This is a genomic window from Terrabacter sp. 2TAF16 (genome assembly GCF_052115065.1).
GTDB lineage: Bacteria > Actinomycetota > Actinomycetes > Actinomycetales > Dermatophilaceae > Terrabacter.
In genome coordinates, this window is record NZ_JBFRFZ010000006.1 from 52,557 (window position 1) to 73,463 (window position 20,907).

At 72.6% G+C, this 20,907-nt stretch carries 19 protein-coding genes; 9 read left to right on the plus strand and 10 right to left on the minus strand.

From position 1 onward, the window contains the following. Positions 1–38: 38 nt before the first annotated feature. The gene (locus AB4Z14_RS09070; protein ID WP_442274923.1) at positions 39–2,102 is read right to left on the minus strand and encodes a YhgE/Pip family protein; all 2,064 of its coding nucleotides are present in this window, start codon (positions 2,100–2,102) and stop codon (positions 39–41) included. Beyond that, on the minus strand, positions 2,099–2,953 hold the full coding sequence (locus AB4Z14_RS09075; RefSeq protein WP_442274924.1) for a hypothetical protein: 855 nt from the start codon (positions 2,951–2,953) through the stop codon (positions 2,099–2,101). The genes AB4Z14_RS09070 and AB4Z14_RS09075 overlap by 4 nt, the downstream gene beginning before the upstream one ends. Positions 2,954–3,010: 57 nt before the next feature. Between AB4Z14_RS09075 and AB4Z14_RS09080 the strand changes: the two genes are divergently transcribed. Continuing rightward, positions 3,011–3,631, plus strand: coding sequence for a TetR/AcrR family transcriptional regulator (locus AB4Z14_RS09080; RefSeq protein WP_442274925.1), 621 nt, complete (start codon positions 3,011–3,013; stop codon positions 3,629–3,631). Positions 3,632–3,749: 118 nt separating this feature from the next. On the opposite strand, the gene AB4Z14_RS09085 is transcribed toward AB4Z14_RS09080, so the two are convergent. Then, the gene (locus tag AB4Z14_RS09085) at positions 3,750–5,885 is read right to left on the minus strand and encodes a PKD domain-containing protein (protein ID WP_442274926.1); all 2,136 of its coding nucleotides are present in this window, start codon (positions 5,883–5,885) and stop codon (positions 3,750–3,752) included. Between the two features lie 171 nt (positions 5,886–6,056). Here AB4Z14_RS09085 and AB4Z14_RS09090 point away from each other — a divergent pair, with 171 nt between their 5' ends. From AB4Z14_RS09090 to lepB, 3 genes are all read left to right on the plus strand, one after another. Next, positions 6,057–7,628 (plus strand): multicopper oxidase family protein, encoded by a 1,572-nt coding sequence (locus AB4Z14_RS09090; protein ID WP_442274927.1) that lies wholly within the window; start codon positions 6,057–6,059, stop codon positions 7,626–7,628. Beyond that, entirely contained in the window at positions 7,625–8,239 is a 615-nt protein-coding gene (locus AB4Z14_RS09095) for a hypothetical protein (protein ID WP_442274928.1), read from the plus strand. The genes AB4Z14_RS09090 and AB4Z14_RS09095 overlap by 4 nt, the downstream gene beginning before the upstream one ends. An 83-nt stretch (positions 8,240–8,322) precedes the next feature. Beyond that, entirely contained in the window at positions 8,323–8,889 is a 567-nt protein-coding gene (gene lepB, locus AB4Z14_RS09100; protein ID WP_442274929.1) for a signal peptidase I, read from the plus strand. Here lepB and AB4Z14_RS09105 read toward each other — a convergent pair. Further along, a complete protein-coding gene (locus tag AB4Z14_RS09105; protein ID WP_442274930.1) occupies positions 8,867–9,913 on the minus strand; it encodes an AfsR/SARP family transcriptional regulator in 1,047 nt (348 codons plus the stop codon). The two genes, lepB and AB4Z14_RS09105, sit on opposite strands and share 23 nt — an antisense overlap. Before the next feature lie 187 nt (positions 9,914–10,100). Between AB4Z14_RS09105 and AB4Z14_RS09110 the strand changes: the two genes are divergently transcribed. Next, the gene (locus tag AB4Z14_RS09110; RefSeq protein ID WP_442274931.1) at positions 10,101–10,754 is read left to right on the plus strand and encodes a response regulator transcription factor; all 654 of its coding nucleotides are present in this window, start codon (positions 10,101–10,103) and stop codon (positions 10,752–10,754) included. Further along, positions 10,744–12,129: a sensor histidine kinase gene (locus AB4Z14_RS09115; protein ID WP_442274932.1), complete on the plus strand. Its 1,386-nt coding sequence runs from the start codon at positions 10,744–10,746 to the stop codon at positions 12,127–12,129. The genes AB4Z14_RS09110 and AB4Z14_RS09115 overlap by 11 nt, the downstream gene beginning before the upstream one ends. On the opposite strand, the gene AB4Z14_RS09120 is transcribed toward AB4Z14_RS09115, so the two are convergent. Genes AB4Z14_RS09120 through AB4Z14_RS09130 form a run of 3 tightly spaced genes read right to left on the minus strand, consistent with a single transcriptional unit; the run spans position 12,118 to position 14,485 of the window. Continuing rightward, entirely contained in the window at positions 12,118–12,414 is a 297-nt protein-coding gene (locus AB4Z14_RS09120) for a MoaD/ThiS family protein (protein ID WP_442274933.1), read from the minus strand. The genes AB4Z14_RS09115 and AB4Z14_RS09120 overlap by 12 nt on opposite strands. Before the next feature lie 17 nt (positions 12,415–12,431). Beyond that, complete coding sequence (locus AB4Z14_RS09125; protein WP_442274934.1) at positions 12,432–13,514, minus strand: WD40/YVTN/BNR-like repeat-containing protein; 1,083 nt, start codon at positions 13,512–13,514, stop codon at positions 12,432–12,434. A 14-nt stretch (positions 13,515–13,528) separates the two neighbouring features. Next, complete coding sequence (locus tag AB4Z14_RS09130) at positions 13,529–14,485, minus strand: 2-hydroxyacid dehydrogenase (RefSeq protein ID WP_442274935.1); 957 nt, start codon at positions 14,483–14,485, stop codon at positions 13,529–13,531. Positions 14,486–14,588: 103 nt separating this feature from the next. Between AB4Z14_RS09130 and AB4Z14_RS09135 the strand changes: the two genes are divergently transcribed. From AB4Z14_RS09135 to AB4Z14_RS09145, 3 genes are all read left to right on the plus strand, one after another. Beyond that, positions 14,589–15,251: an MOSC domain-containing protein gene (locus AB4Z14_RS09135; protein ID WP_442274936.1), complete on the plus strand. Its 663-nt coding sequence runs from the start codon at positions 14,589–14,591 to the stop codon at positions 15,249–15,251. Between the two features lie 40 nt (positions 15,252–15,291). After that, positions 15,292–16,470, plus strand: a complete 1,179-nt coding sequence (locus AB4Z14_RS09140) for a PQQ-dependent sugar dehydrogenase (protein WP_442274937.1) — start codon at positions 15,292–15,294, stop codon at positions 16,468–16,470. Positions 16,471–16,578: 108 nt separating this feature from the next. Next, a complete protein-coding gene (locus AB4Z14_RS09145) occupies positions 16,579–17,262 on the plus strand; it encodes a DUF937 domain-containing protein (RefSeq protein WP_442274938.1) in 684 nt (227 codons plus the stop codon). Positions 17,263–17,370: 108 nt separating this feature from the next. Here the strand turns inward: AB4Z14_RS09145 and gatB are convergent, their stop codons facing one another. The 3 genes from gatB to gatC form a co-directional block, all read right to left on the minus strand. Then, on the minus strand, positions 17,371–18,918 hold the full coding sequence (gene gatB, locus AB4Z14_RS09150; RefSeq protein ID WP_442274939.1) for an Asp-tRNA(Asn)/Glu-tRNA(Gln) amidotransferase subunit GatB: 1,548 nt from the start codon (positions 18,916–18,918) through the stop codon (positions 17,371–17,373). A gap of 1 nt (position 18,919) precedes the next feature. Then, positions 18,920–20,446, minus strand: a complete 1,527-nt coding sequence (gene gatA / locus AB4Z14_RS09155) for an Asp-tRNA(Asn)/Glu-tRNA(Gln) amidotransferase subunit GatA (RefSeq protein ID WP_442275371.1) — start codon at positions 20,444–20,446, stop codon at positions 18,920–18,922. A 117-nt stretch (positions 20,447–20,563) separates the two neighbouring features. Then, positions 20,564–20,860, minus strand: a complete 297-nt coding sequence (gene gatC, locus AB4Z14_RS09160) for an Asp-tRNA(Asn)/Glu-tRNA(Gln) amidotransferase subunit GatC (RefSeq protein ID WP_442274940.1) — start codon at positions 20,858–20,860, stop codon at positions 20,564–20,566. Positions 20,861–20,907 lie beyond the last annotated feature (47 nt).

The window sequence follows — 20,907 nt, forward strand, 5'->3', positions numbered from 1 at the left end:
GCATGCTCCGGACCGGCCGCGTTGTCAGCCCAGACCGGTCAGAGGCTCAGCTCGGGCTTGATCCGCGACGGCGTCCACATCCGCGAGCGCCGGGCGGCGACCGTCGACACGGCGAGGGCACCGACGAGGTATGCCGCGAGCACCGCGATGCTGCCCGGCACGGGACCGAGGTCGGCGCCGTACATGAGCCGGCGGAGCCCGTCGATGGCGTACGTCATCGGGACGACGTGGTGGATGGCCTGGAGCGGCGCGGGCAACGTCTGCCAGGGGAACGTGCCGCCCGCGCTGACGAGCTGGACGACCATGAAGACGAGGCCGAGGAACTTCCCGACGGCCCCGAGCCGTGCGGCGAGGGCGTGCAGGATCGCGACGAACGTCATGGACACGAAGACGAGGAAGAGGAAGGCGAGCACCGGGTGCGCGATCCGGATGTCGACGCCCCTCCCGACGACGAGCACGAGCGCCGCGGCCTGGAGGACGCCGACGAGCGCCGGCGCGAGCCAGCCGCCGACGGCCGTGCGGACCGAGCGCTGGCTCGTCGCGAGGGCACGCGTCGACAGGGGCCGGACGAAGAGGAAGAGGACGTAGGCGCCGATCCAGAGCGCGAGGCTCATGAAGAACGGCGCGAGCCCGGCACCGTAGGAGCCGGCCGATGAGAGGGAGTCGGACGAGACCCCGACGGGGTAGCCGATCGTCTGGGCCATCGCCTTGCGCTGGGCGTCGGAAGGGTCGGGCACGGCGTCACGGCCCTTGACGAGACCGGCGTGCAGGTCGGTGGCACCCTTGACGAGCGAGTCGAGGCCGGAGGCGAGGGAGGTCGCGCCCGACGAGAGCTGGTCGGCGCCGGTGGAGGCCTTCGTCGCGCCGGACGCGAGCGCGCTCGAGCCGGTCTTGAGCTGGTCGAGACCGGTGGCGAGCGCGCTGGCGCCGTCGCGGACCTGGACGGCGCCGGAGCGGGCCTGGGCGATGCCACTCGTCAGGGCCGGCGTCGCCGAGGCGAGCGTCCGGGCGCCGGTCGCGACCTGGTCGGCGCCCTTGGAGAGGCGGGTCAGGCTGCCGGAGGCCGACTGGATCGTGCTGTCGGCCGTGTCGACGTAGCCGTCGACGACGTCGAGCCGCGACTCGACGACGGCGAGCTGGGCGTCGGTGAGCCCCTGGGCGCGCAGGGCCGCCAGGAAGCTCGACCGGTCGGCGGCGATCCGGCTCTTGAGCTGGGTCGACGCGGTCGCGGCCTGGGTGCCGTAGGAGGCGATGGTCCGGTTGCCGGCGGCGACCTGCTCGGCGCCGTCGGCGAGCCGCGCGGTCTGGGCCGGCAGGTTGGCGGTGCGGGACTGCAGCGTGGACAGGCCGGAGGCGAGCTGGCCGGCGCCCGCCTCGAGGCTGTCGGCGCCGGAGGCCGCCTGGCCGACACCGGTGTCGAGGCGCCGGGCCCCCGAGGCGAGGTCGTCGAGGCCGGTCGCGAGGGTGCGGGCCCCGCTCGCCAGCTTCTTCGCGCCGTCGTCGGCCTTGACCGCCCCGGCCCGCAGCTGCTCGGAGCCGTCGGCGGCCTTGACGAGCTGGTCGTGGACGTCGCTGAAGCCGAGGAGCAGCTTGCTGGCCGCGGTCCGGCTCACCTCGCTCGCGACCGATGCCGTCACCTGCTTGATGACCTGGTTGCCGATGGTCGAGGTCATGTAGTTGTTGGCGTCGTTCGTCTCGAGCACGACCGTGGCCTGTCGCGGCCGGAACTCGGCGGTCGACGCCAGGTCGGCCGAGAACGTCCGGGGCAGGATGACGGCGAAGGCGTAGGTCCCGTCGTCGACACCGCGCATCGCCTCGTCGTGCGAGACCCGGTGCCAGTCGAAGGACCTCGAGTCGACGAGCTGGTCGGCGACCCGCCCGCCGACCTGCAGCTTCTCCCCCGTGCTGAGGGTGGTGCCGGTGTCGTCGCTCACGACGGCCGCCGGCACCTGCGGGAAGCCCCCGTAGGGGTCGTGGTTGGCGTAGAGGTAGAGACCGCCGTAGAGCGTGGGGATGAGGACGAGCGCAGCCAGGGCGAGCCGGGCCAGGCGCGAGCTCGTGAGGCGGCGCAGCTCGGCGACCGCGAGGCGGACGGGGTTCATGCCGAGGGCTCCTTCGGGGTGGTTGCGGTGGTGTCCTGCGGGTCGGGAGCGGTCTCCGGCCCCGGCTCGGTCTCCGGCTCGCTCTCCGGCTCGGTCTCGGACTCGGGCTCCGGCTCGGGCTCCGGCTCGGGCTCCGGCACGGTCTCCGGCTCCGTCTCCGGGTCGGGCTGCGATGTGAACGCGAGCGCCGGCTGCGGCGCGGGCTCAGCCTCGACCTCGTCGGGAGGCAGCGTGGATGCCAGGGCAGCCGTCGTCAGGACGATGACGGCGAAGCCCTCGCGGGCCAGCCAATGGCAGGTCTCGAGCCAGACCCCGTGGTCCCCGCCGTGCCGTTCGGCACCGGCGAGGACGAGGACGCGTACGTGGGGATGGAGGGCGCCGAGCTCGAGCAGCAGGCTCGTGCGCACCCCTGCGGGCAGCTGTTCCCAGGGCACCCCGGAGCGGTCGGCGAGGTCGTGCTCGGACAGGAAGGTGGCGACGGCGGAGCGGGAGGCAGGACGCTCGGCGAGGGCGAGCTCCTCCTGCACGACGGCCTGCACCGCCAGGGAGTCCTCGGGGGCCGTCACGTCGGCGACGTCGACGAGCCGCGTGCGCAGCTGCAGCTCGGCTCGCTCCGGGACCCCGCCGATGCTGACCCGCCCGCGCAGCAGGGCGACCCGGCCTCCGATGGCGAGGGCGAGTGCGACCTGGGGGATGCCCGGGTCGGTCGGGACGAACGTGACGACGCCCCCCGGGGCCGTGAAGCTCACGTGCTCGACGAAGGGCTCGTGCGTGCCGGCGACGCTGACGTCGTCGACGACGACGGTGCGCTGGTCGGGGTCCGTGGGTCGGCCTGAGCTGGGAGTGGTCACCTGACGAGTATGCTCCGATACGAGGTCGTATTCAATTCGAGGTTGTATCCTTTGCGTATGCCGTCCGCCACACACCCGTCCACCGCTCCACGCATCAGCGCGCGTCGCCAGGCCACCCGCGACCGCGTCCTCGAGGCCGCGAGCGAGGTCTTCGCCGAGCGCGGGTTCCACGGCGCCACCGTCGAGGACATCTGCGAACGCGCCGGCTTCACGCGAGGCGCCTTCTACTCGAACTTCAGCTCCAAGGACGACCTCGTCGTCGAGCTCTCCCGACGCCACTCGGAGGCGCTCGTCGACCGGATCCGCCGTGCGAGCAAACGCGAGCACGCGAGCGCCGACGAGGTGCTCCGCGACGTCTTCGCGGCGCTGGCCGACGACAGCAGAGAGCGCTGGCTCGTGCTCACGACCGAGTTCACCCTGCACGCCATCCGCGATGCCGACGCGCGACGCACCTGGGCTGCCCAGCAGCGTCGGGTCCGTGACGAGCTGGTGTCCGTCGTCGACGAGGCGGTGTCGCGCCAGGGACTCACCCTCCCGATCCCCACCGACCTCTTCGTCCGCGTCGCGATCGCGCTCGCCCAGGGTTCGATGACCCAGCGGCTCGTCGAACCGCGCTCTCTCGCGGTCGGAGAGCTCGAGCGCACCGCCCTGCCCATCCTCCTCGGCGTCGGTCGCTGACGACGGCGCGACCGAGGCGGACGACCCGAGCCAGCACTCACGACGGTGGCCCCCTCCGCGAGGAGGAGGCCACCTCGGGGGTGGACGGCCGGGGGTAGCTGCGTCCACCCGGGGAGGGTCAGTTCAGCCGCACGGTGAACGGGGTGGAGACACCGCCCAGCTCCGACTCGACGACGACCGTGGCGCCCTGGGTCGCGACGGGTCCGGTGGCGGGCCGGATCGAGAACCCGCCGGCCGCGTCGACGACCGCTGATCCGATGACCGTCCCGGCGAGTCCACCCAGGTGCGCCGTGACCCGCTGTCCCGCCACGACGCTGCTCGTGCCGTCGATGCGCCACTGGCCCTTGAAGCGCGCCGTCGTCACGACGACGGTGTCGGAGGTGGGCGTCACCACCACGTCGTCCGTGGACGTGAGGGCCCCGGTGGCATCGCGCACCGTGAGCCGGAACGTCAGCGGGCCCGCGTTGCCGTCCGAGGCGTGGAAGAGCGGGAACGTGAACGTCGGTCGGGCGGACGTGGCGCCGGAGAGGGTCACCGTCGGCCTCGTCGGGCCGGCCACCTGCGCCCAGGCATAGGTCGCGGCTCCCTGTGACGCCCCACCGTCGAGGGTCACGACGGTCCCGCGCCGCACCGTCTGGTCGGACCCGGCGCTCGCGACGACGACCGTCACCGGCGGCGTGACCGTGACGGTGGCCGTGGCCCGGTCGCTCGTGCCCCCGGGTCCCGTCACGACGAGGGCAAGCTCGTAGTCGCCGGGAGCGTCAGGGGCGGTGAAGGACGCAACGGCGCTGTTCGGCGAGGTCAGGGAGATTCCTTCGGGGCTCTCCCACGCGTACGAGAGGATCGTGCCCCGGGACGTGGACCCGTCGAGCGTGACGACCTGTCCCGGCTGGACCGTCTGGTCGGGTCCGGCCTGGGCCCTGACCGGGATCGGGTCCGTGGCGGGGCCGGTCACCGTCACCGGGAGCGTGACGGCGCCACCGGCGGCGGAGGTGACCGTGACCGTGACGGGCGGCGCCACGAGGGGGTCGACGACCAGCGTGCCGCCGACGAGGACACCGAGACCGACGGCGGTGAGCGTCGGGTCGGCGAACGTGTCGCTCGAGCTGGCCCCGACCGACAGCACGCGCCGGCCCGCATCGAAGACGGCGGTGCCCGACACCCGGTCGACGACGGCGATGGTCTTGCGTGACGGCGGCAGGTCGCCGACGTTCGAGACCTGGACTCGGCTCGGCAGCCCGTCGGCGGCGACCCGGGCGAAGTACCTCCCGTCGCCCCCGGTCAGGGCCGTGGTGGCGAAGCCGACGACGCTCGAGGCGTCGCCCACCTCGATGGCCTGCAGCTCCCCCGGCTCCGACGAGGCGAAGACGTCGACGAGCGAGGTACCGCCGGACGAGCGGGCGTAGGTCGCGGCGTCGGCCGACACGCCGGAGGTCGTCGCGACCTTCCCCTGGACGGTGAAGAGGTCCGTCTCGATGCAGTCGGTGACGGGCCCGGTCACGGTCGGGCACGCGTCGGTCGTCGCGGACGGGTTGACGCCCGGCCCCTGGATCCGGAAGACGTTCGTGCCGTAGGGGCTGCCCTTGATCCGGTGGTCGGTGATGCCGTCGCCGACGTAGGTGTCGCCCCTGAGAGCGGGGTCCGTCCGCGTGCCGAACGTGTCCCACGTCAGGAACGGCCCGAGGCGGCCGCCGAGGGCGCCGGAGAAGTCGCCCGGCGCACCGATGCCGATGTCCTCGGTGTCGAAGATCAGCCCGTCGCGGTTGGCCTTGAGGGTCTTCGTCCCCACGGGTGTCGTGAACGTGTAGTCGGTGGCGTTGCGGACGTTGGTCATCTTGATCCGCATCCGCGCGAAGACGACCTGCTCGCCGTCGACGACCGGCCCGGCGGAGAACGCTCCTTCGAGGGCCATGTCGAGGCGCGCGACGCCGGCGCTCGCCGTGTCGACCTGGGCGCCGGTCAGCGAGTAGAACGCCTCGTCCGGGTAGTTGTCAGGGAAGGCGACGGGCGCCGTCTCGTCGGGCAGGTCGCCTCGAGCGGGGCAGAGGGGGTCGGCGGCGGCGACGCACAGCTCGAGCCGCAGCCCGTTCTTGTCCTTGTACCAGGTGGGGTAGCCGTTGGTCGCGCTCACGGGACCGACGGCCGCCAGGCCCGGTCCGGGCGTACCGCCGACGACGGCGGCGGATGCGCTGACACCGATGACGACCGGGAGGCCGATGACTGCGGCGAGCGCCGCTGCGGTTGGACGTCTCATGACTTGCCTTCTCACGCGTAGGTCCGGTGACGGGCGCCCGGTACGGGCGTTCCCGTCAGGCTCCGCGCGCGGCCTTGCGGAAACCTTGGGCACGGGCTCCCCTGACCCACAAGGAGATCCCAAGGTCGCCCCGCTGTCCTAGAGGAAGTTGGAGTCGATCGAGGAGGAACCATGTCACTGTCGCGTCGTGACCTGATGAAGCTGGGCGTCGTGGGTGGCGCCGCCCTGGCCCTGCCGCTGGAGCGCACCGTCAGGGCGGGCTCGAGCACGCAGAGCCGGCTCGCGAGCAGCAGGCTGCCGAGGCCGTTCACGCTGCCCTTCCGGGTGCCGCCCGTGCTCCAGCCCAGCCGGGTCGACAGCACGACCGACTACTACAAGGTCTACATGAAGCCGGTCATGGCCGACGTCGTCCCGGGCCTCAAGACGCCACTGTGGGGCTACAACGGCAGCGTGCCCGGGCCGACGGTCAAGGTCGCGCAGGGCCGCCGCACCGTCATGCGCCAGGTCAACAACCTGCCGGCGACCCACCCGCTCCTGCGCTACACGCCATGGACCTCGGTGCACCTGCACGGGTCACCGTCGGCCCCGGAGTACGACGGGTACGCCAGCGACATCACGAACCCGGGTCAGTACAAGGACTACGTCTACCCGAACACCCCGACGGCCCGGACGCTCTGGTACCACGACCACGGCCTGCACCACACGGCGGAGAACGTCCTCATGGGCCTGGCAGCGCAGTACCACCTCACGGACCCGCTGGAGCAGTCGCTGCCGATTCCACACGGCGAGTTCGACGTCCCGTTGGTCGTCAGCGACGCGATGTTCGCGACGGACGGGCAGCTCTACTTCGACAACCACGACGAGTCCGGGATGTTCGGCGACGTCGTCCTCGTCAACGGGGTGCCGTGGCCGGTCATGAAGGTCAAGCGGCGGCGCTACCGCTTCCGGCTGCTCAACGCCTCGATCTCACGGTCCTACCAGTGGTCGCTCGACTCCGGCGACCCGTTCGTCGTCATCGCGACGGACGGGGGCCTGATGCCGGCACCCCAGCGGGTCAGGAGCTTCCGGCAGGGCATGGCCGAGCGCTACGAGGTCGTCGTCGACTTCAGCCGCTACCCCGTGGGCCGGCGGGTCGTGCTCGGCAACTCGAGCCCGAAGAACAACATCGACTACGACAACACGAACAAGGTCATGGCCTTCGACGTCGTCGGCGACGACTTCGACCCGGCCGACAACGCCGTTCCCGACCAGCTCAACCCGACCAACCCGGTCATGGCGCTGACCGCCGCGGACGCCGTGCGCACCCGAAAGCTCGACCTCGTGCGCAAGAACAGCCAGTGGACGATCAACGGCCACACGTGGGACGACGTCGTGCGCAGCCGGTTCGCGCTCGTCGAGGCAAACCCCGCAGAGGGGGACGTCGAGGTGTGGGAGATCCGCAACTCGTCGGGCGGCTGGTTCCACCCGGTCCACATCCACCTCGTGGACTTCCGCGTGCTCGACCGCAACGGCGCGGCGCCGATGGCCCACGAGCTCGGGCCCAAGGACGTCGTCTACGTCGGCGAGAACGAGACGGTGCGGGTCGTCATGCGCTTCGAGGGGCGGGGCAAGTACATGATCCACTGCCACAACCTCGTCCACGAGGACCACGACATGATGAGCCAGTTCGAGGTCGTGGCCGGGGAGTCGACCGACCCGATGAGTGATCCGTGCAGGTCGCTGCCCGAGGACGGCGAGCTGTGAACGCGACGGCCCACGAGGGCCTTCACGGTGCCGCGGTCGACGACGAGGGCACGCCGCAGCAGGCACACCGCTGGCGTACGCCGTCGGCCGAGGCCCGCGCGGCCGGCACCCTCCTCGGGGTGGCCGGGCTCGTCCACGTGGTCGTGACGCCGGAGCACGTCGACGAGTGGGCACCGGCCGGTGTCTTCTTCGCCGTCGTCGCCACCGCCCAGCTGTGGTTGGGCCAGGCGCTGTGGCGCGGCACCGCGAGGCGGGTCCTGCCCGCGGCGGTGCTCTCGACGGCCGGCCTCATCGCCCTCTACGTCGTGTCCCGCACCGCAGGACTGCCGTTCCACAGCGAGGGTGCGGCCGTGTCCGGTGGCGGGCACCACGGTCCCCTGCTCGTGCCCGGCGGCCACGGCAACGGGATGCCCGTCATCCCGGGGTCCGAGGGCGGTTCGACCGTCGAGGCCCTGGGGCTGCCCGATGCCGTCTGCGTCACCGCCGAGTTCGCGGCGCTGGCCCTCCTCGTCGGCCTGATGGCCCCCGCCCAGCGCCGTTCCGTCACCAACCTGCTGCTCGCGGTGGGCGTCTGTGGCTGGATCGTCTGGGCCGTGGCCAGGTTCACGTGAGCCTGCCGATGCCCGCGTCGGGGCGACCGCCCGGGGAGGGCGCGTCGGCGGCCGGGACCGTGCGCTCCCCTCGGAGGCCGGACGTGCAGTCGCCAGTCGCGGGTCGTCGGGGTCGTGGCCTCCACCACGGCTCGCGCCGCGCGCGCCGGGCACTCGCCGTGCTCGCCGTCGGTCTCGCCGTCGGGTCGCACTGGGTGGTCGAGCCGGTCCGTGTCACCTCCGACTCGATGAGCCCGACGCTCTCGGCGGGCGACCACGTGATCCTGCTCCGCACGCCGTGGGCGGGGACCGTGTCCCGCGGCGACGTGGTCGTCGTCGGCCCGGGGTGGGCCGAGCGGGCGGCGTCCACGACGAACGCCGGCGCCCAGGTGCCCACCGGGACGTCGTGGGTCAAGCGCGTCGTCGCGGTCGGCGGCGACGTGGTCGGCCTCGAGGACGGGCGGCTCGTCGTCGACGGCGTGCCGGTGACCGAGCCGTGGGTCGACGAGGAGTCGATGGACAGTGTGTGGTTCGGCCCCGTCGCCGTGCCCGCAGGTGCCGTCTTCGTCATGGGCGACGACCGCTCCCGCTCGGTGGACTCCCGGGTCCTCGGGCCTGTTCTCCTCGACGACCTGGACGGACGCGTCGTCACGCCGTGGCCGCTCTCCTGACGTCTCCGGCCGGTCGGCCACCCGGGAGACCCGACGGCACCGTTCCGCTCGCGGCGCGGAGCAGTGACCGGAGCCGCCGGCAGTCCTCCTCGAGGGAGGCGAGCGCCTCGGGCTGTGCCATGCCCCCGGCCCCACGACCTCCGGCCGCGTGCGCGGAGGGCAGCCGACCCGCCCCGCGACCCGCACCCCCGTGGGCGAGCAGCCGCACGTGCAGGCGCACGACGGCGTCGACGAGGTCGCGCAGCCCGTCGTCGTCGGACGACGTCGCCGCGAGCAGACGCGTGAAGACCGTGCGCAGTCCCGGTCCCGGGTCGCAGCCCAGCTCCTCGGCGAAGACCGAGCGACAGGTCTCGTACTCCCGCATCGCCTCGGCCTGGCGTCCCTGGCGCTCCAGCGACTCGAGCAGCACCTGCCAGGCCGCCTCGACGAGCAGGTCGCGCTCGATCGCGTCCCGGGCCCAGGTCTCGGCGCGGGACGGGTCGCCCTCGTCCAGCGCGAGGCGTGCGGCGTCGGTGAGCACGCGGAGCACCCGGGAGCGGTGACCGGAGACGTGCTCCTCGAGCCAGGGCAGGTCGCCGTCCACCGGCGCCAGAGGACGTTCGACGAGGGCGAGGGCAGCGGCATACGCGTCCAGCGCATCCGTCCCGGACACGTCGACCGCGCGTGCGGCGGCGACGAGCCGGGTGAACTCGACGACGTCGACGGGCGCCCGGTCCACGTCCCAGCGGTAGCCGCCCGGGACCGTGACGACCGGCGTCCCGCCCGGGAACACCGTCGCGAGCCGCTTCCGGAGCACACTGACGTAGGCCTCCAGCGTGCCGAGTGCACCGGCGGGCGGTCTTCCACCCCAGAGGAACTCGATGAGGCGTCCCTTAGAGACACTCGCACCGGCCTCGAACAGCAGCGCCATGAGCACCTGACGCGCCTTGGCCCCTCCGACGTCGCGCGGGCCGAGGGCCAGGTCCCCGTCTCCCACGACGAGTCCCCCACACAGGCGTACGCGAAGCCCAGCAGTTCCGTTCATCCGGATCCCCCCTTGCAGAACTCCTCCCATGGTGGGCGCCTCCGGATGACGCCGGACCACCCAGCGGCGGGTGCCCCGACCCCCACTTTTCGAGGGCCGTTTCTCCGCACGCGAGGCCTCCAGCCGTGATACTGGTTCGCGGAACGGTGCGCCGGGGAGCGCACTGTCCTGACGACGAGGGGGCTCGATGTCGTCCGAGATGATGCGTGTGCTGGTCGTCGACGACCACCGAACTGTCGCCGACGCCCTGTCGCTCGCCGTGTCCGCCCAGCCGGACATGGAGAGTGTCGGCACCGCGGGCGGCGTCGTCGACGCGCTCGCGATCATCGACCGTGCGCGGCCCGACGCGATCGTCATGGACGTGCACCTCGACGACGGTGACGGCATCGAGCTGACCCGCCGCGTCACGGACGCCCACCCGCAGGTGCGCGTTGTCGTCCTCACCGCCCACGTGACCCACGCGTTGCTGGCCCGCGCCTCCGAGGCCGGAGCCTCGGCGCTGCTGCCCAAGGGCGGCCCACTCGCCGAGCTGATCCAGGCGGTGCGCGAGGCCAGTCGCGGGACCTTCGCCGTGCACCCGGTGCTGCTGCGGGCGCTCGTCGGCAACGGGTCCGGCAGACAGGGCACCCCGGAGCTGCTGACCTCTCGGGAGCAGCAGGTCCTCGCCCTGCTCGCCCAGGGGCGGGACCCCACGGCCATCGCCCGTACCCTCGGCATCTCGGTGCTCACCTGCCGCGGCTACATCAAGAACATCCTCGTCAAGCTCGACGCGCACAGCCAGCTCGAGGCGGTCATGATCGCTCTGCGGCGCAAGCTGATCCGGCTCGACGATGAGATCTGACCGCGCCTCCGGCAGGGCGAGCCGCGGGCCGCTCGCACCCGGCCGGTCGACCGTCGTGCGCAGCGCCGTGACCCGGTTCGTGGTCTGGAGCGTGGCGGTGCTGCTCGTCGTCGCCTCGGGCACGCTGTTGTTGTCCCAACCCCTGGCCGAGTCCCTGTCCCTCCACGAGGCCGACGTGCGCAGCGTCGCCTTCGCCAACTCGGTCGTGGCACCGCTCGTCGACGAGGGGGTGCGGGCGGGCCGGCCCGAGGCCATGGCACCCCTCGAGCGCCTCATGCGGGCACGGATGGCCGACGGGTCCATCGCCCACATGAAGATCTGGACCGCCGACGGGCTCGTGCTGTGGACCGACGAGGCGGGCATGACCGGCAGGACGTACGAGCTCGATCCCGACGTCGCAGCCCTCTTCGGGGGCACCGGGGCAACCGCGGAGCTGTCAGATCTCGACAAGCCCGAGAACGCCGCCGAGCAGTCCCATGAGGAGCTCATCGAGGTCTACGTCGGCTTCCGCGCCGCCGACGGCCATCCCCTCGTCTTCGAGGCCTACTGGCCCACCGAGCGCATCCAGCACGACGTCGCCGACATCCGCTGGCAGTTCACCACGCTGGGCCTGGTCTCGCTCCTGCTGCTCGCCCTCGCCCTGCTCCCGCTCGCGCTGTCCCTCGCCCGCCGCGTCGACCGCGGCCTCGCCGAGCGGGAGGAGATGATGGCCCACGCGCTGTCGGCCTCGGACCTCGAGCGCCGTCGCCTCTCGCAGGACCTCCACGACGGACTCGTGCAGGACATCGTGGGGCTCGGGTACGCGTTGCCGACCGTGGCGGCCGCCCTGCCGGAGGAGGCGACCGCGGAGCGACACCTGCTCGAGCAGGCGTCGGCCGACCTCGCACGCAGCGCCACGGGGGCGCGCGAGCTGCTCACCGACGTCTACCCGGCGGACCTGCGCAGCGGGGGCCTCGTGGCTGCCGTCGAGGAGCTGGCGGACCGGCAGCGCCGGCGTGGAACCGACGTCGACGTCTCGGTGGACCCCCGGCTCGACGACTCGCTCGCCGTCGCCCAGCTGACCTTCCGGGTCGTCCGCGAAGGGCTGCGCAACGTCGACAAGCACGCGGACGCCTCGACCGTGGCGGTGTCGGCCGCCCTCCGGGGCGAGCGCGTCGTCGTCGAGGTGCGCGACGACGGCGTGGGGCCCTCGGCCACGGTTGACGAGCCTCCGGCCGGTTCGAACCGAGGGCACCTCGGGCTCCGGCTGCTGCGCGACACCCTGAGGTCACTGGGTGGCGACCTGACACTGAGCCGCGAGACCCCGGGCGGGGCGGTACTGCGGGCCGACTTCCCCGTGCTCGGGCCGATGTCCGGGCTGCCGTCAGCCTCCTGAGACGGCGTTGATGATGTGGACGCGGGCTCCGGCCGGGACCGGTGCGTCGATGCCCTCGCCGCGCGTGGCGTCCTCGCCGTTGACGAAGACCTTGACGTGCCGACGGATCTGGCCGCGCTCGTCGCGCACCTTGCCGTCGAGGATGCGATGACCGGAGAACGCCCGGTCGAGCAGCTCGGCCACCGTCTGCGACTCGGACGGCGACTCGACCTCGATCTCGGCGACGCCACCCACGAGGTCGCGGAGCATGCCGGGGAGGATGACGCGGACGGGGGCGGACGGCATACGGAATCCCTTGCGTGTCAGGCGAGCTGGGCGGCGCGCACGACGAGCACGTCGGGCAGCTGGGTCGCGATGCGCTGGAAGGTCTCACCCTCGTCAGCCGAGGCGAAGACGTCGCCGTTGCGGGTGCCGAGGTAGACGCCGACCGGGTCGGCCGCGTCGAGGGAGGCCGCGTCGCGCAGCACGCACGTGTAGCTGTGGCCGGGCAGACCGTTCGCCTGCTGACGCCACGTCGCGCCGGCGTCCTCGGACCGCTGGACCTGCAGCTGGGCGTCCGGCGGGATGCGCTCACCGGAGTCGGCCACGGGCACCACCCAGACGACACCGGGACGGCGCGGGTGGGCGAGGACCGTGAAGCCGAAGTCGGTCGGCAGCCCCTCGGCGATGGAGTCCCACGTCGCGCCGTTGTCGTGCGAGCGGTAGACACCGTTGTGGTTCTGGGCGAAGAGCTCCCCCTCGCCCTGGCCGCGAGCCACCTTGTGCACGCACTGGCCGTACTCCGGGTACTCGTTGTCGGGCATGAAGCCGGCCCGGATGCCGGGATTGCTCGGAGCCCACGTCTGCCCGCCGTCGCCCGAGCGGTAGACGCCGCCCGCGCTCATCGCGACGAGCACCGACTCCGGATGTCCGGGCTCGGGGACGATCGTGTGCACGGCGCCACCGCCGAAGCCGGGCTCCCAGGTCGGGCGGTGGGGGTGGTCCCAGAGGCCGCGGACGAGCTCGTAGTGCTCGCCGCGGTCGGTGCTCTTGAAGAGGGCGTGCGGCTCGACCCCCGCCCACACGACGTCGGTGTCGTTGGGGTCGGGCGTCAGCTGCCAGACGCGCTCGAGCGCGGTGTCGGTGTCGGCCGGGAAGGCCAGGGCCCGCTCGGCGCTCTCGGTCCACGTGCGGCCACCGTCGGTGGAGGCCTGGACCGTGGGTCCCCAGTGCCACGACTTGACGCCCGCCAGCACGGTCGAGCGTCCCTCGCGGGTGTCGACGGCGACGGAGGCGACCTCGCTCATGAGGAAGTGCGGACCCTCGAGGGTCCAGTCCTGCCGGTCGGCGCTGCGGGCGATCCAGAGCCCCTTGCGCGTGCCGATGGCGACGATGGTCTCGGTCATGTTGACAGTGTCCACTATGTCCGAGGGGCAGACAAGGGTCCGGCCACGGCGTTGTCGACCGGCTCACCGGCGAGCAGCGCCTCGACCTGTCGGCGCACCAGGGCGACGGCCCGCGGGCGCATCGCGTCCGTCGCTCCCCCGACGTGCGGTGTGACGAGGACGCCCGGCGTCGTCCAGAGCGGGTGGTCCTGCGGCAGCGGCTCGGGGTCGGTCACGTCGAGCGCCGCCCGCAGCCGGCCGGAGGCGCACTCGGCCACGAGGGCGTCGGTGTCGACGACCGGCCCCCGGGCCACGTTGACGAGGAGGGCGCCGTCCGGCACACGGCTGAGCAGCGCCGCGTCGAACAGACGACGTGTCGCGGACGTCAGCGGCACGATGACGACGACCACGTCGTGGTCGGGCAGCAGGTCGGGCAGCTCGTCGATGCCGTGCACCCGCGGCACGAGCTCGTCGCCCTCCCGGGCTCGAGAGGCCACCGCCGTCAGGGTGACCTCGAACGGGGCGAAGCGCCGCGCGATGGCCCGGCCGATCCGTCCGTAGCCGACGACGAGCACCCGCCGGTCGGCCAGCGACGCGCGCAGGCGCAGCGGCTCCCAGCGCCCCTGGTGCTGGGACCCGACGAACTCCGGGATGTCGCGGATCGACGCCAGCGTCAGGGTCAGCGCGAGCTCCGCCGTCGACGCGTCGTGCACGCCCGCCGCGTTGCAGAGGGTCACGCCCTCGGGGAGCCGGGCCACGAACTGCTCGTAGCCGGCGCTCTGCAGCTGCACGACCTCGAGGGCGTCGAGCCCGCGGGTGACGTCGGCGAGGTCGAGGCTCGTCATGTAGGGCATGACGGCGTACCGGATCTCGGGACCGCGCGGGTGCGGCCCCTCCATGTCCCACACGACCGTGTCGACGCCGTCGAGGTCGGCGAGCGCCTCGGCGAACTCGGGGTCGGGGACGGACACGACGACGGGTTGGGTAGCCATGGCGTCCACGCTAGCCAAGACGGGCGGCCCGACCCGGAGGGGACCGGGAACGGTCGTGGACCGGTCGGGGAAAGGTCCGGCGCGACGCCGCTAGGCTCGCCGGGTGACGCACCATCCCCACGTCCTCGCCCTCGGCTCGGGCCGACGCACCGCCCCCGAGCGCGGCGGCCGACCCACCGCGATCGACAAGCGGCCCGTCGAGTCGTTCGCGGTCCGCGACCCGGGGCCGAAGCACGGCGGTCTCGGCAGCGGGGTCGTCGGCGACGAGATCGGCAACCCGAAGCACCACGGCGGCGCACTGCAGGCGGTCTACGCCTACCCGCGCGAGGACCAGGAGCTCTGGGAGCAGCAGATCGGGCGCTCCATCCCCTCAGGGGGATTCGGCGAGAACATCACGACGCTCGCCGTGGACACGACACACGCGCTCGTCGGCGAGCGGTGGCGCATCGGCGACGTCGTGCTGCGGGTCGAGGTGCCGCGCATCCCGTGCAGCACCTTCGCCGCGCACATGGGTGAGCCCCGCTGGGTGCGCCGCTTCACCGAGGCCGGGCGCACCGGCGCCTACCTCTCGGTCGTGACCCCCGGCACCGTGCACACCGGCGCCACCATCGAGATCGAGCGGCCTTCCCACGACATCGACCTGCTCGTGCTCTTCCGCGCCTTCACCGGCGACCTCGCCGCAGCACGACGGGTCGTCGACGCCGATGTCGTCCATCCCGAGGTGCGCGACGGGCTCGTCGAGACGCTCGAACGACGCGGGGGCTGAGACGCCGCGGCCCCAGACGCCACGTGGGACACAATGAGGTATGCCGCACACCTCCCGACCGATCGGCCGCGCGCTCGTGGGCGGCGTCGTCGTCGCCCTGGTCACGACCGCGTGCTCGACGGCCGAACCCTCTGCCCCCGCGACGGGTGCCGGCACGACCACCTCGGCGACCTCGAGCGCCACCACCGCGACGGGGAGCACCTCGGCGTCGTCGGCCCCCAGGACCCCGACGCGTCCACCCGCAGCCCAGCCGGTCGGCCCCGTGACCCTGATGGGCGGGCTCGACATCGCCTGGTCGGTGGCCGTGCTGCCCGACGGCAGCGCCCTCGTGAGCGAGCGCAACACGGGTCTGATCCACCACGTGCCCAAGCCCGGCTCCGGGGGCAGGGCGACGGTCGCCGGGAGGCTGCCGATCACCCGCACGGAGGGCGAGGGCGGACTCCTCGGGCTCGCCGTGCCCGAGGACTTCGACGCCGATCCCGTCTTCTACGCGTACTACTCGACCGAGAGCGACAACCGCATCGCCGCCGTGCCGTGGCGGGACGGCACGATCGGCGAGCCCGTCGTCATCTTCTCCGGAATCCCGCGTGGTCGGAACCACAACGGGGGCCGCATCGCCTTCGGGCCCGACGGCTACCTCTACGTCGGCACGGGCGAGGCCGGCGACACCTCGCTCTCACAGAACCTCGACTCCCTCGGCGGGAAGATCCTGCGCATCACCCCGGACGGCGACCCGGCCCCGGGCAACCCGTTCGGCGGCTCCCCGATCTGGTCCTACGGACACCGAAACGTCCAGGGTCTGGCCTGGGACCGTCGCAAACGCCTGTGGGCCAGCGAGTTCGGACAGAACACGTTCGACGAGCTCAACCTCGTCGAGCCCGGCAGGAACTACGGCTGGCCCGAGGTCGAGGGCCGCGCCGACAACCCCGACTACGTCGACCCCGTCGCCGAGTGGCCGACCTCCGAGATGTCACCGAGCGGCATCGCCGTCGGGCCCGACGGGGCCGTCTACCTGGCAGCCCTGCGCGGGCAGTCGGTGTGGCGGGTGCCGGTCGACGCCGACGGCTCCGCCGGCACCCCGACCCGCCACCTCCAGGGCACCTACGGTCGCATCCGGGACATCCACTTCGTCGGCAGCCGGGTCTGGATCACGACGAGCAACAACGACGGCGCCGACCGGCTCATCTCGCTGCCCCTCTCCGCGGTGGGAGCCGTGTGACCCTTCGCAGCAGGCTTCGCGCCGCGTGGCCGCCACCGACGACCGGACGTGGCTAGCCTGACGAGCAGGGGTCGGCACCGGCGCCACCCACGAGCAGGAGGGGCACCCATGGGTTCGTACGACGAGATCCTCGACCAGGTACCGATCGACCAGCTGGCAGGCCAGCTCGGGGTCGGGAGTGACGAGGTCCGCCAGGCGGCGGAGAGTGCGCTGCCAGCCCTGCTCGGCGGGCTCCAGGCCAACGCCTCGGACCCCGCCGGCGCCGACTCGCTGCTCACGGCCCTCTCGGACCACCAGGGCACGATCAACGGCCTCGACGACGTCGACGAGCAGGACGGGAAGGCCATCGTCGGCAACATCTTCGGCGGCAGCACCGACCAGGTGGTCAACCAGCTCGGCGGGCTCGGCGGGTCGTCCGGCAGCCTCGTGCAGAAGCTGCTGCCGATCCTCGCCCCGATCGTCATGTCGTGGCTCGCCAACAAGATGGGTCAGGGCGGCCTGGGCGGGATGCTCGGCGGCGGGTCGGGCTCGACCGGCACGTCGGCCCCGTCGGGCGGCGGGTCGACCGACGGCGGCCCGCTCTTCCCCGGTGGCGTGGGCGCCGACAGCGGGCCGGTCCACGCCCCGGGCAGCGCGACGTCGACGGGTGCCGCGTCCGGCGGCTCGAACCCGCTCCAGGACATCCTCGGCCAGGTGCTCGGTGGCGGCTCCGGCTCGTCCGCTGGCAGCGGCGGCGCGGGTGACATCCTCGGCGGCCTGCTCGGTGGTCTCCTCGGCGGCGGCAAGCGCTGACCCTCCGCCGACGCCCTCGTCACCGTCGAAGGGCCACGTTCCGGTCCTCCCCGAGGTCACGGACCTCTGGGACGGCCGGAACGTGGCCCTTCGACGGGTGGTGCGGGGTTACTGGAGCTTGGCGAGGATGAGCTCGCGGGCCTTGCCGGCGTCGGCCTGGCCCTTCATCTCCTTCATGACCTGGCCGATGAGCGCGCCCGCGGCCGCCACCTTGCCGTCGCGTATCTTGGCCGCGACGTCGGGGTTGGCCTCGATGACCTTGTCGACGGCGGCCTCGAGGGCACCGTCGTCCTGGACGAGCTCGAGCCCCCGGGCGTCGGCCACGGCCGTCGGGGTCCCCTCGCCGGCGAGCACGCCGTCGAGCACCTGCCGCGCCATCGAGTCGTTGAGGCGCCCCGCTGCGACGAGCCCGTCGAGCTCGGCGATGTGCGCGGGCGTCAGACCCAGCCCGGCGGCATACGTGACGATGTCCTGGCCCTCGGCGTTGGCGCGCCGTGACGGCTCACCGAGCCACCACTTCTTCGCGGCGCCGGCGCTTGCGCCGGCAGCGACGGTCTCCTCGATGAGCTCGACCGCTCCGGCGTTGACGACGTCGCGCATCTCGAGATCGCTGTAGCCCCAGTCGGACTGGAGCCGCTTGCGACGGAGTCCGGGCGGCTCAGGCAGGGTGCCCCGGAGCGTCTCGACGGTCTCGCGCGTCGGCGCGACCGGCACGAGGTCGGGCTCGGGGAAGTAGCGGTAGTCCTCCGCGTCGGACTTGACGCGACCGGACGTCGTGATGCCGGTGTCCTCGTGCCAGTGCCGGGTCTCCTGGAGGATCGAGCCGCCGCCCTCGAGGATCGCCGCATGCCGCGAGATCTCGTAGCGCACGGCCCGCTCGACGGAGCGGAGCGAGTTGACGTTCTTGGTCTCGGTGCGCGTGCCGAGCGGCACCTCGAGCTGGGCCTCGTCGAGGGGCTCACCGACGCGCGGGCGCAGCGACACGTTGGCGTCGCAGCGCATCGAGCCCTGCTCCATCTTGACGTCGCTGACGTCGAGGGCGCGCAACAGGTCGCGCAGCGCGGAGACGTACGCCTTGGCGACCTCGGGCGCGCGCTCGCCCGCCCCGACCATGGGCTTGGTGACGATCTCGATGAGCGGGATGCCGGCGCGGTTGTAGTCGACGAGCGAGTGGTCGGCGCCGTGGATGCGACCGGTCGCGCCGCCGATGTGCAGCGACTTGCCGGTGTCCTCCTCCATGTGCGCGCGCTCGATCTCGACGCGGTAGACGCTGCCGTCCTCGAGCTCGACGTCGAGGTGGCCCTCGAAGGCGATCGGCTCGTCGTACTGCGACGTCTGGAAGTTCTTCGGCATGTCTGGGTAGAAGTAGTTCTTCCGGGCGAAGCGGCACCACTCGGCGATCTCGCAGTTGAGCGCCAGGCCGATGCGGATGGCCGACTCGACGGCCTTCTCGTTCACGACGGGCAGGGCGCCGGGGAGGCCCAGGCACACCGGGCAGACCTGCGAGTTGGGCTCGGCGCCGAACTCGGTCGGGCAGCCGCAGAACATCTTCGTGGCCGTGTGCAGCTCGACGTGGACCTCGAGACCCATGACGGGGTCGAACTTCGTCATGGCCTCGTCGTAGTCCATGACGGCATCGGTCGCGACGGTGCTCATGTCAGGCTCCCTTCGCAGCAGCGGCGCCCAGCACGGGCGCGCGGTCGAGGATCGGACCGCCCCAGCGGTCGACGAGCGCTGCCTCGAGGGCGGCACCGACGGAGTAGAGACGCTCGTCCTTGGTGGCCGGCGCGAGGATCTGGATGCCCGCGGGCAGGCCGTCCTCGTCGGCGAGACCCGACGGGATCGACATACCGGGGACGCCGGCGAGGTTGGCCGGGATGGTGGCGATGTCGTTGAGGTACATGGCCATCGGGTCCTCGAGCTTGTCGCCGAGCTTGAACGCCGTCGTCGGCGCCGTCGGGCTGACGAGCACGTCGACCTGGGCGTACGCGTTGTCGAAGTCCTGCGCGATGAGCGCCCGGACCTTCTGGGCCGAGCCGTAGTACGCGTCGTAGTAGCCGGAGCTGAGGGCGTACGTGCCGAGGATGATGCGGCGCTTGACCTCGGGTCCGAAGCCCGCGTCGCGCGTCGCGGCCATGACCTGCTCGGCGCTCGGGGCGTCGACGCCCTCCGGCAGCACCCGCATGCCGTAGCGCATGGCGTCGAACTTGGCGAGGTTGCTCGACGCCTCGCTCGGGAGGATGAGGTAGTAGGTCGCGAGGGCGTACTCGAAGTTCGGGCAGCTCACCTCGACGACCTCGGCACCGAGCTCCTCGAGCAGGGCGACGGACTCGTCGAACCGGGCGCGCACACCGGGCTGGTAGCCCTCGCCGCCGAGCTCCTTGACGACGCCGACGCGCATCCCCTTGACGCTGGCGGCACGAGCGGCCTCGACGACCGGCGGGACCGGCGCGTCGATGGAGGTCGAGTCCATCGGGTCGTGGCCACCCATGACGGCGTGGAGCAGGGCGGTGTCGAGGACCGAGCGACCGCACGGGCCGGCCTGGTCGAGCGAGCTCGCGAGCGCCACGAGGCCGTAGCGCGAGACGCCGCCGTAGGTCGGCTTGGTGCCGACCGTGGCCGTGACGGCGGCGGGCTGGCGGATCGAGCCGCCGGTGTCGGTGCCGGTCGCGAGCGGCGCCTGGAAGGAGGCGAGCACCGAGCTCGAGCCACCACCCGAGCCACCGGGGATCCGGTCGAGGTCCCACGGGTTGTGCGACGGCCCGTAGGCCGAGTGCTCGGTCGAGGAGCCCATCGCGAACTCGTCCATGTTCGTCTTGCCGAGGATCGGCAGGCCGGCCTCGCGCAGCTTCGACACGACGGTCGCGTCGTAGGGCGGGACCCACCCCTCGAGGATCTTGCTGCCGCACGTCGTCGGCAGGCCCTTCGTCGTCATGACGTCCTTGACGGCGATCGGCACCCCGGCGAGAGCGCCGAGGGTCTCGCCGGCCTGACGCCGGTCGTCGATCGCCCGGGCCTGGGCGAGCGCCCCGGCCTCGTCGACGTGGAGGTAGGAGTGCACCTGGCCGTCGACGGCGGCGATCCGGTCGAGGTGCGCCTGAGTCACCTCGACGGAGCTGATGGCCCCGCTCGCGAGCGCGCCGGCCAGGTCGGCGGCGGTGGCCCTCGTCAGGTCAGTTGGCAGGTCGGTCACGTCAGTGCCTTCGGTTCGTAGCTGCGACAGGAGTTTTCGTGGTGCCCGTCACGGGCGGGGCGTATGCCGGGTGCTCGGCGAGGCGGCATACGCAGGCTTCAGGGTTGCTCAGTCCTCGTCGAGGATGCGCGGCACCGAGAAGCGCTGCTGCTCGGACTCGGGCGCCCCGGCCAGCACGGCGTCCGCGCCGAGGCTGGGGCGCACTACGTCGGGGCGGGTCACGTTGGTGAGCGGCATCGGGTGCGACATCGGGGCGACGCCGTCGGTCGGGGCCTGCTGGACCTTGGCCACGGACTCGAGGATGACGCCGAGCTCACCCACCATGCGGTCGAGCTCGGCGTCCGAGAGCTCGATCCGGGCGAGGCCGGCCAGGTGGGCTACGTCGTCGCGGGACAGGGATGACATGCGGGCCAGTCTATGGGGCAGCCCCTCGGGCCCGGACCACGCGTCCG

Coding starts and splice junctions, on each gene's coding strand:
- AB4Z14_RS09090 (WP_442274927.1), top strand. CDS start 6,057: ATGTCACTGTCGCGTCGTGACCTGATGAAGCTGGGCGTCGTGGGTGGC.
- AB4Z14_RS09085 (WP_442274926.1), bottom strand. CDS start 5,885: ATGAGACGTCCAACCGCAGCGGCGCTCGCCGCAGTCATCGGCCTCCCG.
- AB4Z14_RS09140 (WP_442274937.1), top strand. CDS start 15,292: ATGCCGCACACCTCCCGACCGATCGGCCGCGCGCTCGTGGGCGGCGTC.
- gatB (WP_442274939.1), bottom strand. CDS start 18,918: ATGAGCACCGTCGCGACCGATGCCGTCATGGACTACGACGAGGCCATG.
- gatC (WP_442274940.1), bottom strand. CDS start 20,860: ATGTCATCCCTGTCCCGCGACGACGTAGCCCACCTGGCCGGCCTCGCC.
- AB4Z14_RS09130 (WP_442274935.1), bottom strand. CDS start 14,485: ATGGCTACCCAACCCGTCGTCGTGTCCGTCCCCGACCCCGAGTTCGCC.
- AB4Z14_RS09105 (WP_442274930.1), bottom strand. CDS start 9,913: ATGAACGGAACTGCTGGGCTTCGCGTACGCCTGTGTGGGGGACTCGTC.
- AB4Z14_RS09070 (WP_442274923.1), bottom strand. CDS start 2,102: ATGAACCCCGTCCGCCTCGCGGTCGCCGAGCTGCGCCGCCTCACGAGC.
- AB4Z14_RS09120 (WP_442274933.1), bottom strand. CDS start 12,414: ATGCCGTCCGCCCCCGTCCGCGTCATCCTCCCCGGCATGCTCCGCGAC.
- AB4Z14_RS09110 (WP_442274931.1), top strand. CDS start 10,101: ATGTCGTCCGAGATGATGCGTGTGCTGGTCGTCGACGACCACCGAACT.
- AB4Z14_RS09080 (WP_442274925.1), top strand. CDS start 3,011: ATGCCGTCCGCCACACACCCGTCCACCGCTCCACGCATCAGCGCGCGT.
- AB4Z14_RS09125 (WP_442274934.1), bottom strand. CDS start 13,514: ATGACCGAGACCATCGTCGCCATCGGCACGCGCAAGGGGCTCTGGATC.
- AB4Z14_RS09115 (WP_442274932.1), top strand. CDS start 10,744: ATGAGATCTGACCGCGCCTCCGGCAGGGCGAGCCGCGGGCCGCTCGCA.
- AB4Z14_RS09145 (WP_442274938.1), top strand. CDS start 16,579: ATGGGTTCGTACGACGAGATCCTCGACCAGGTACCGATCGACCAGCTG.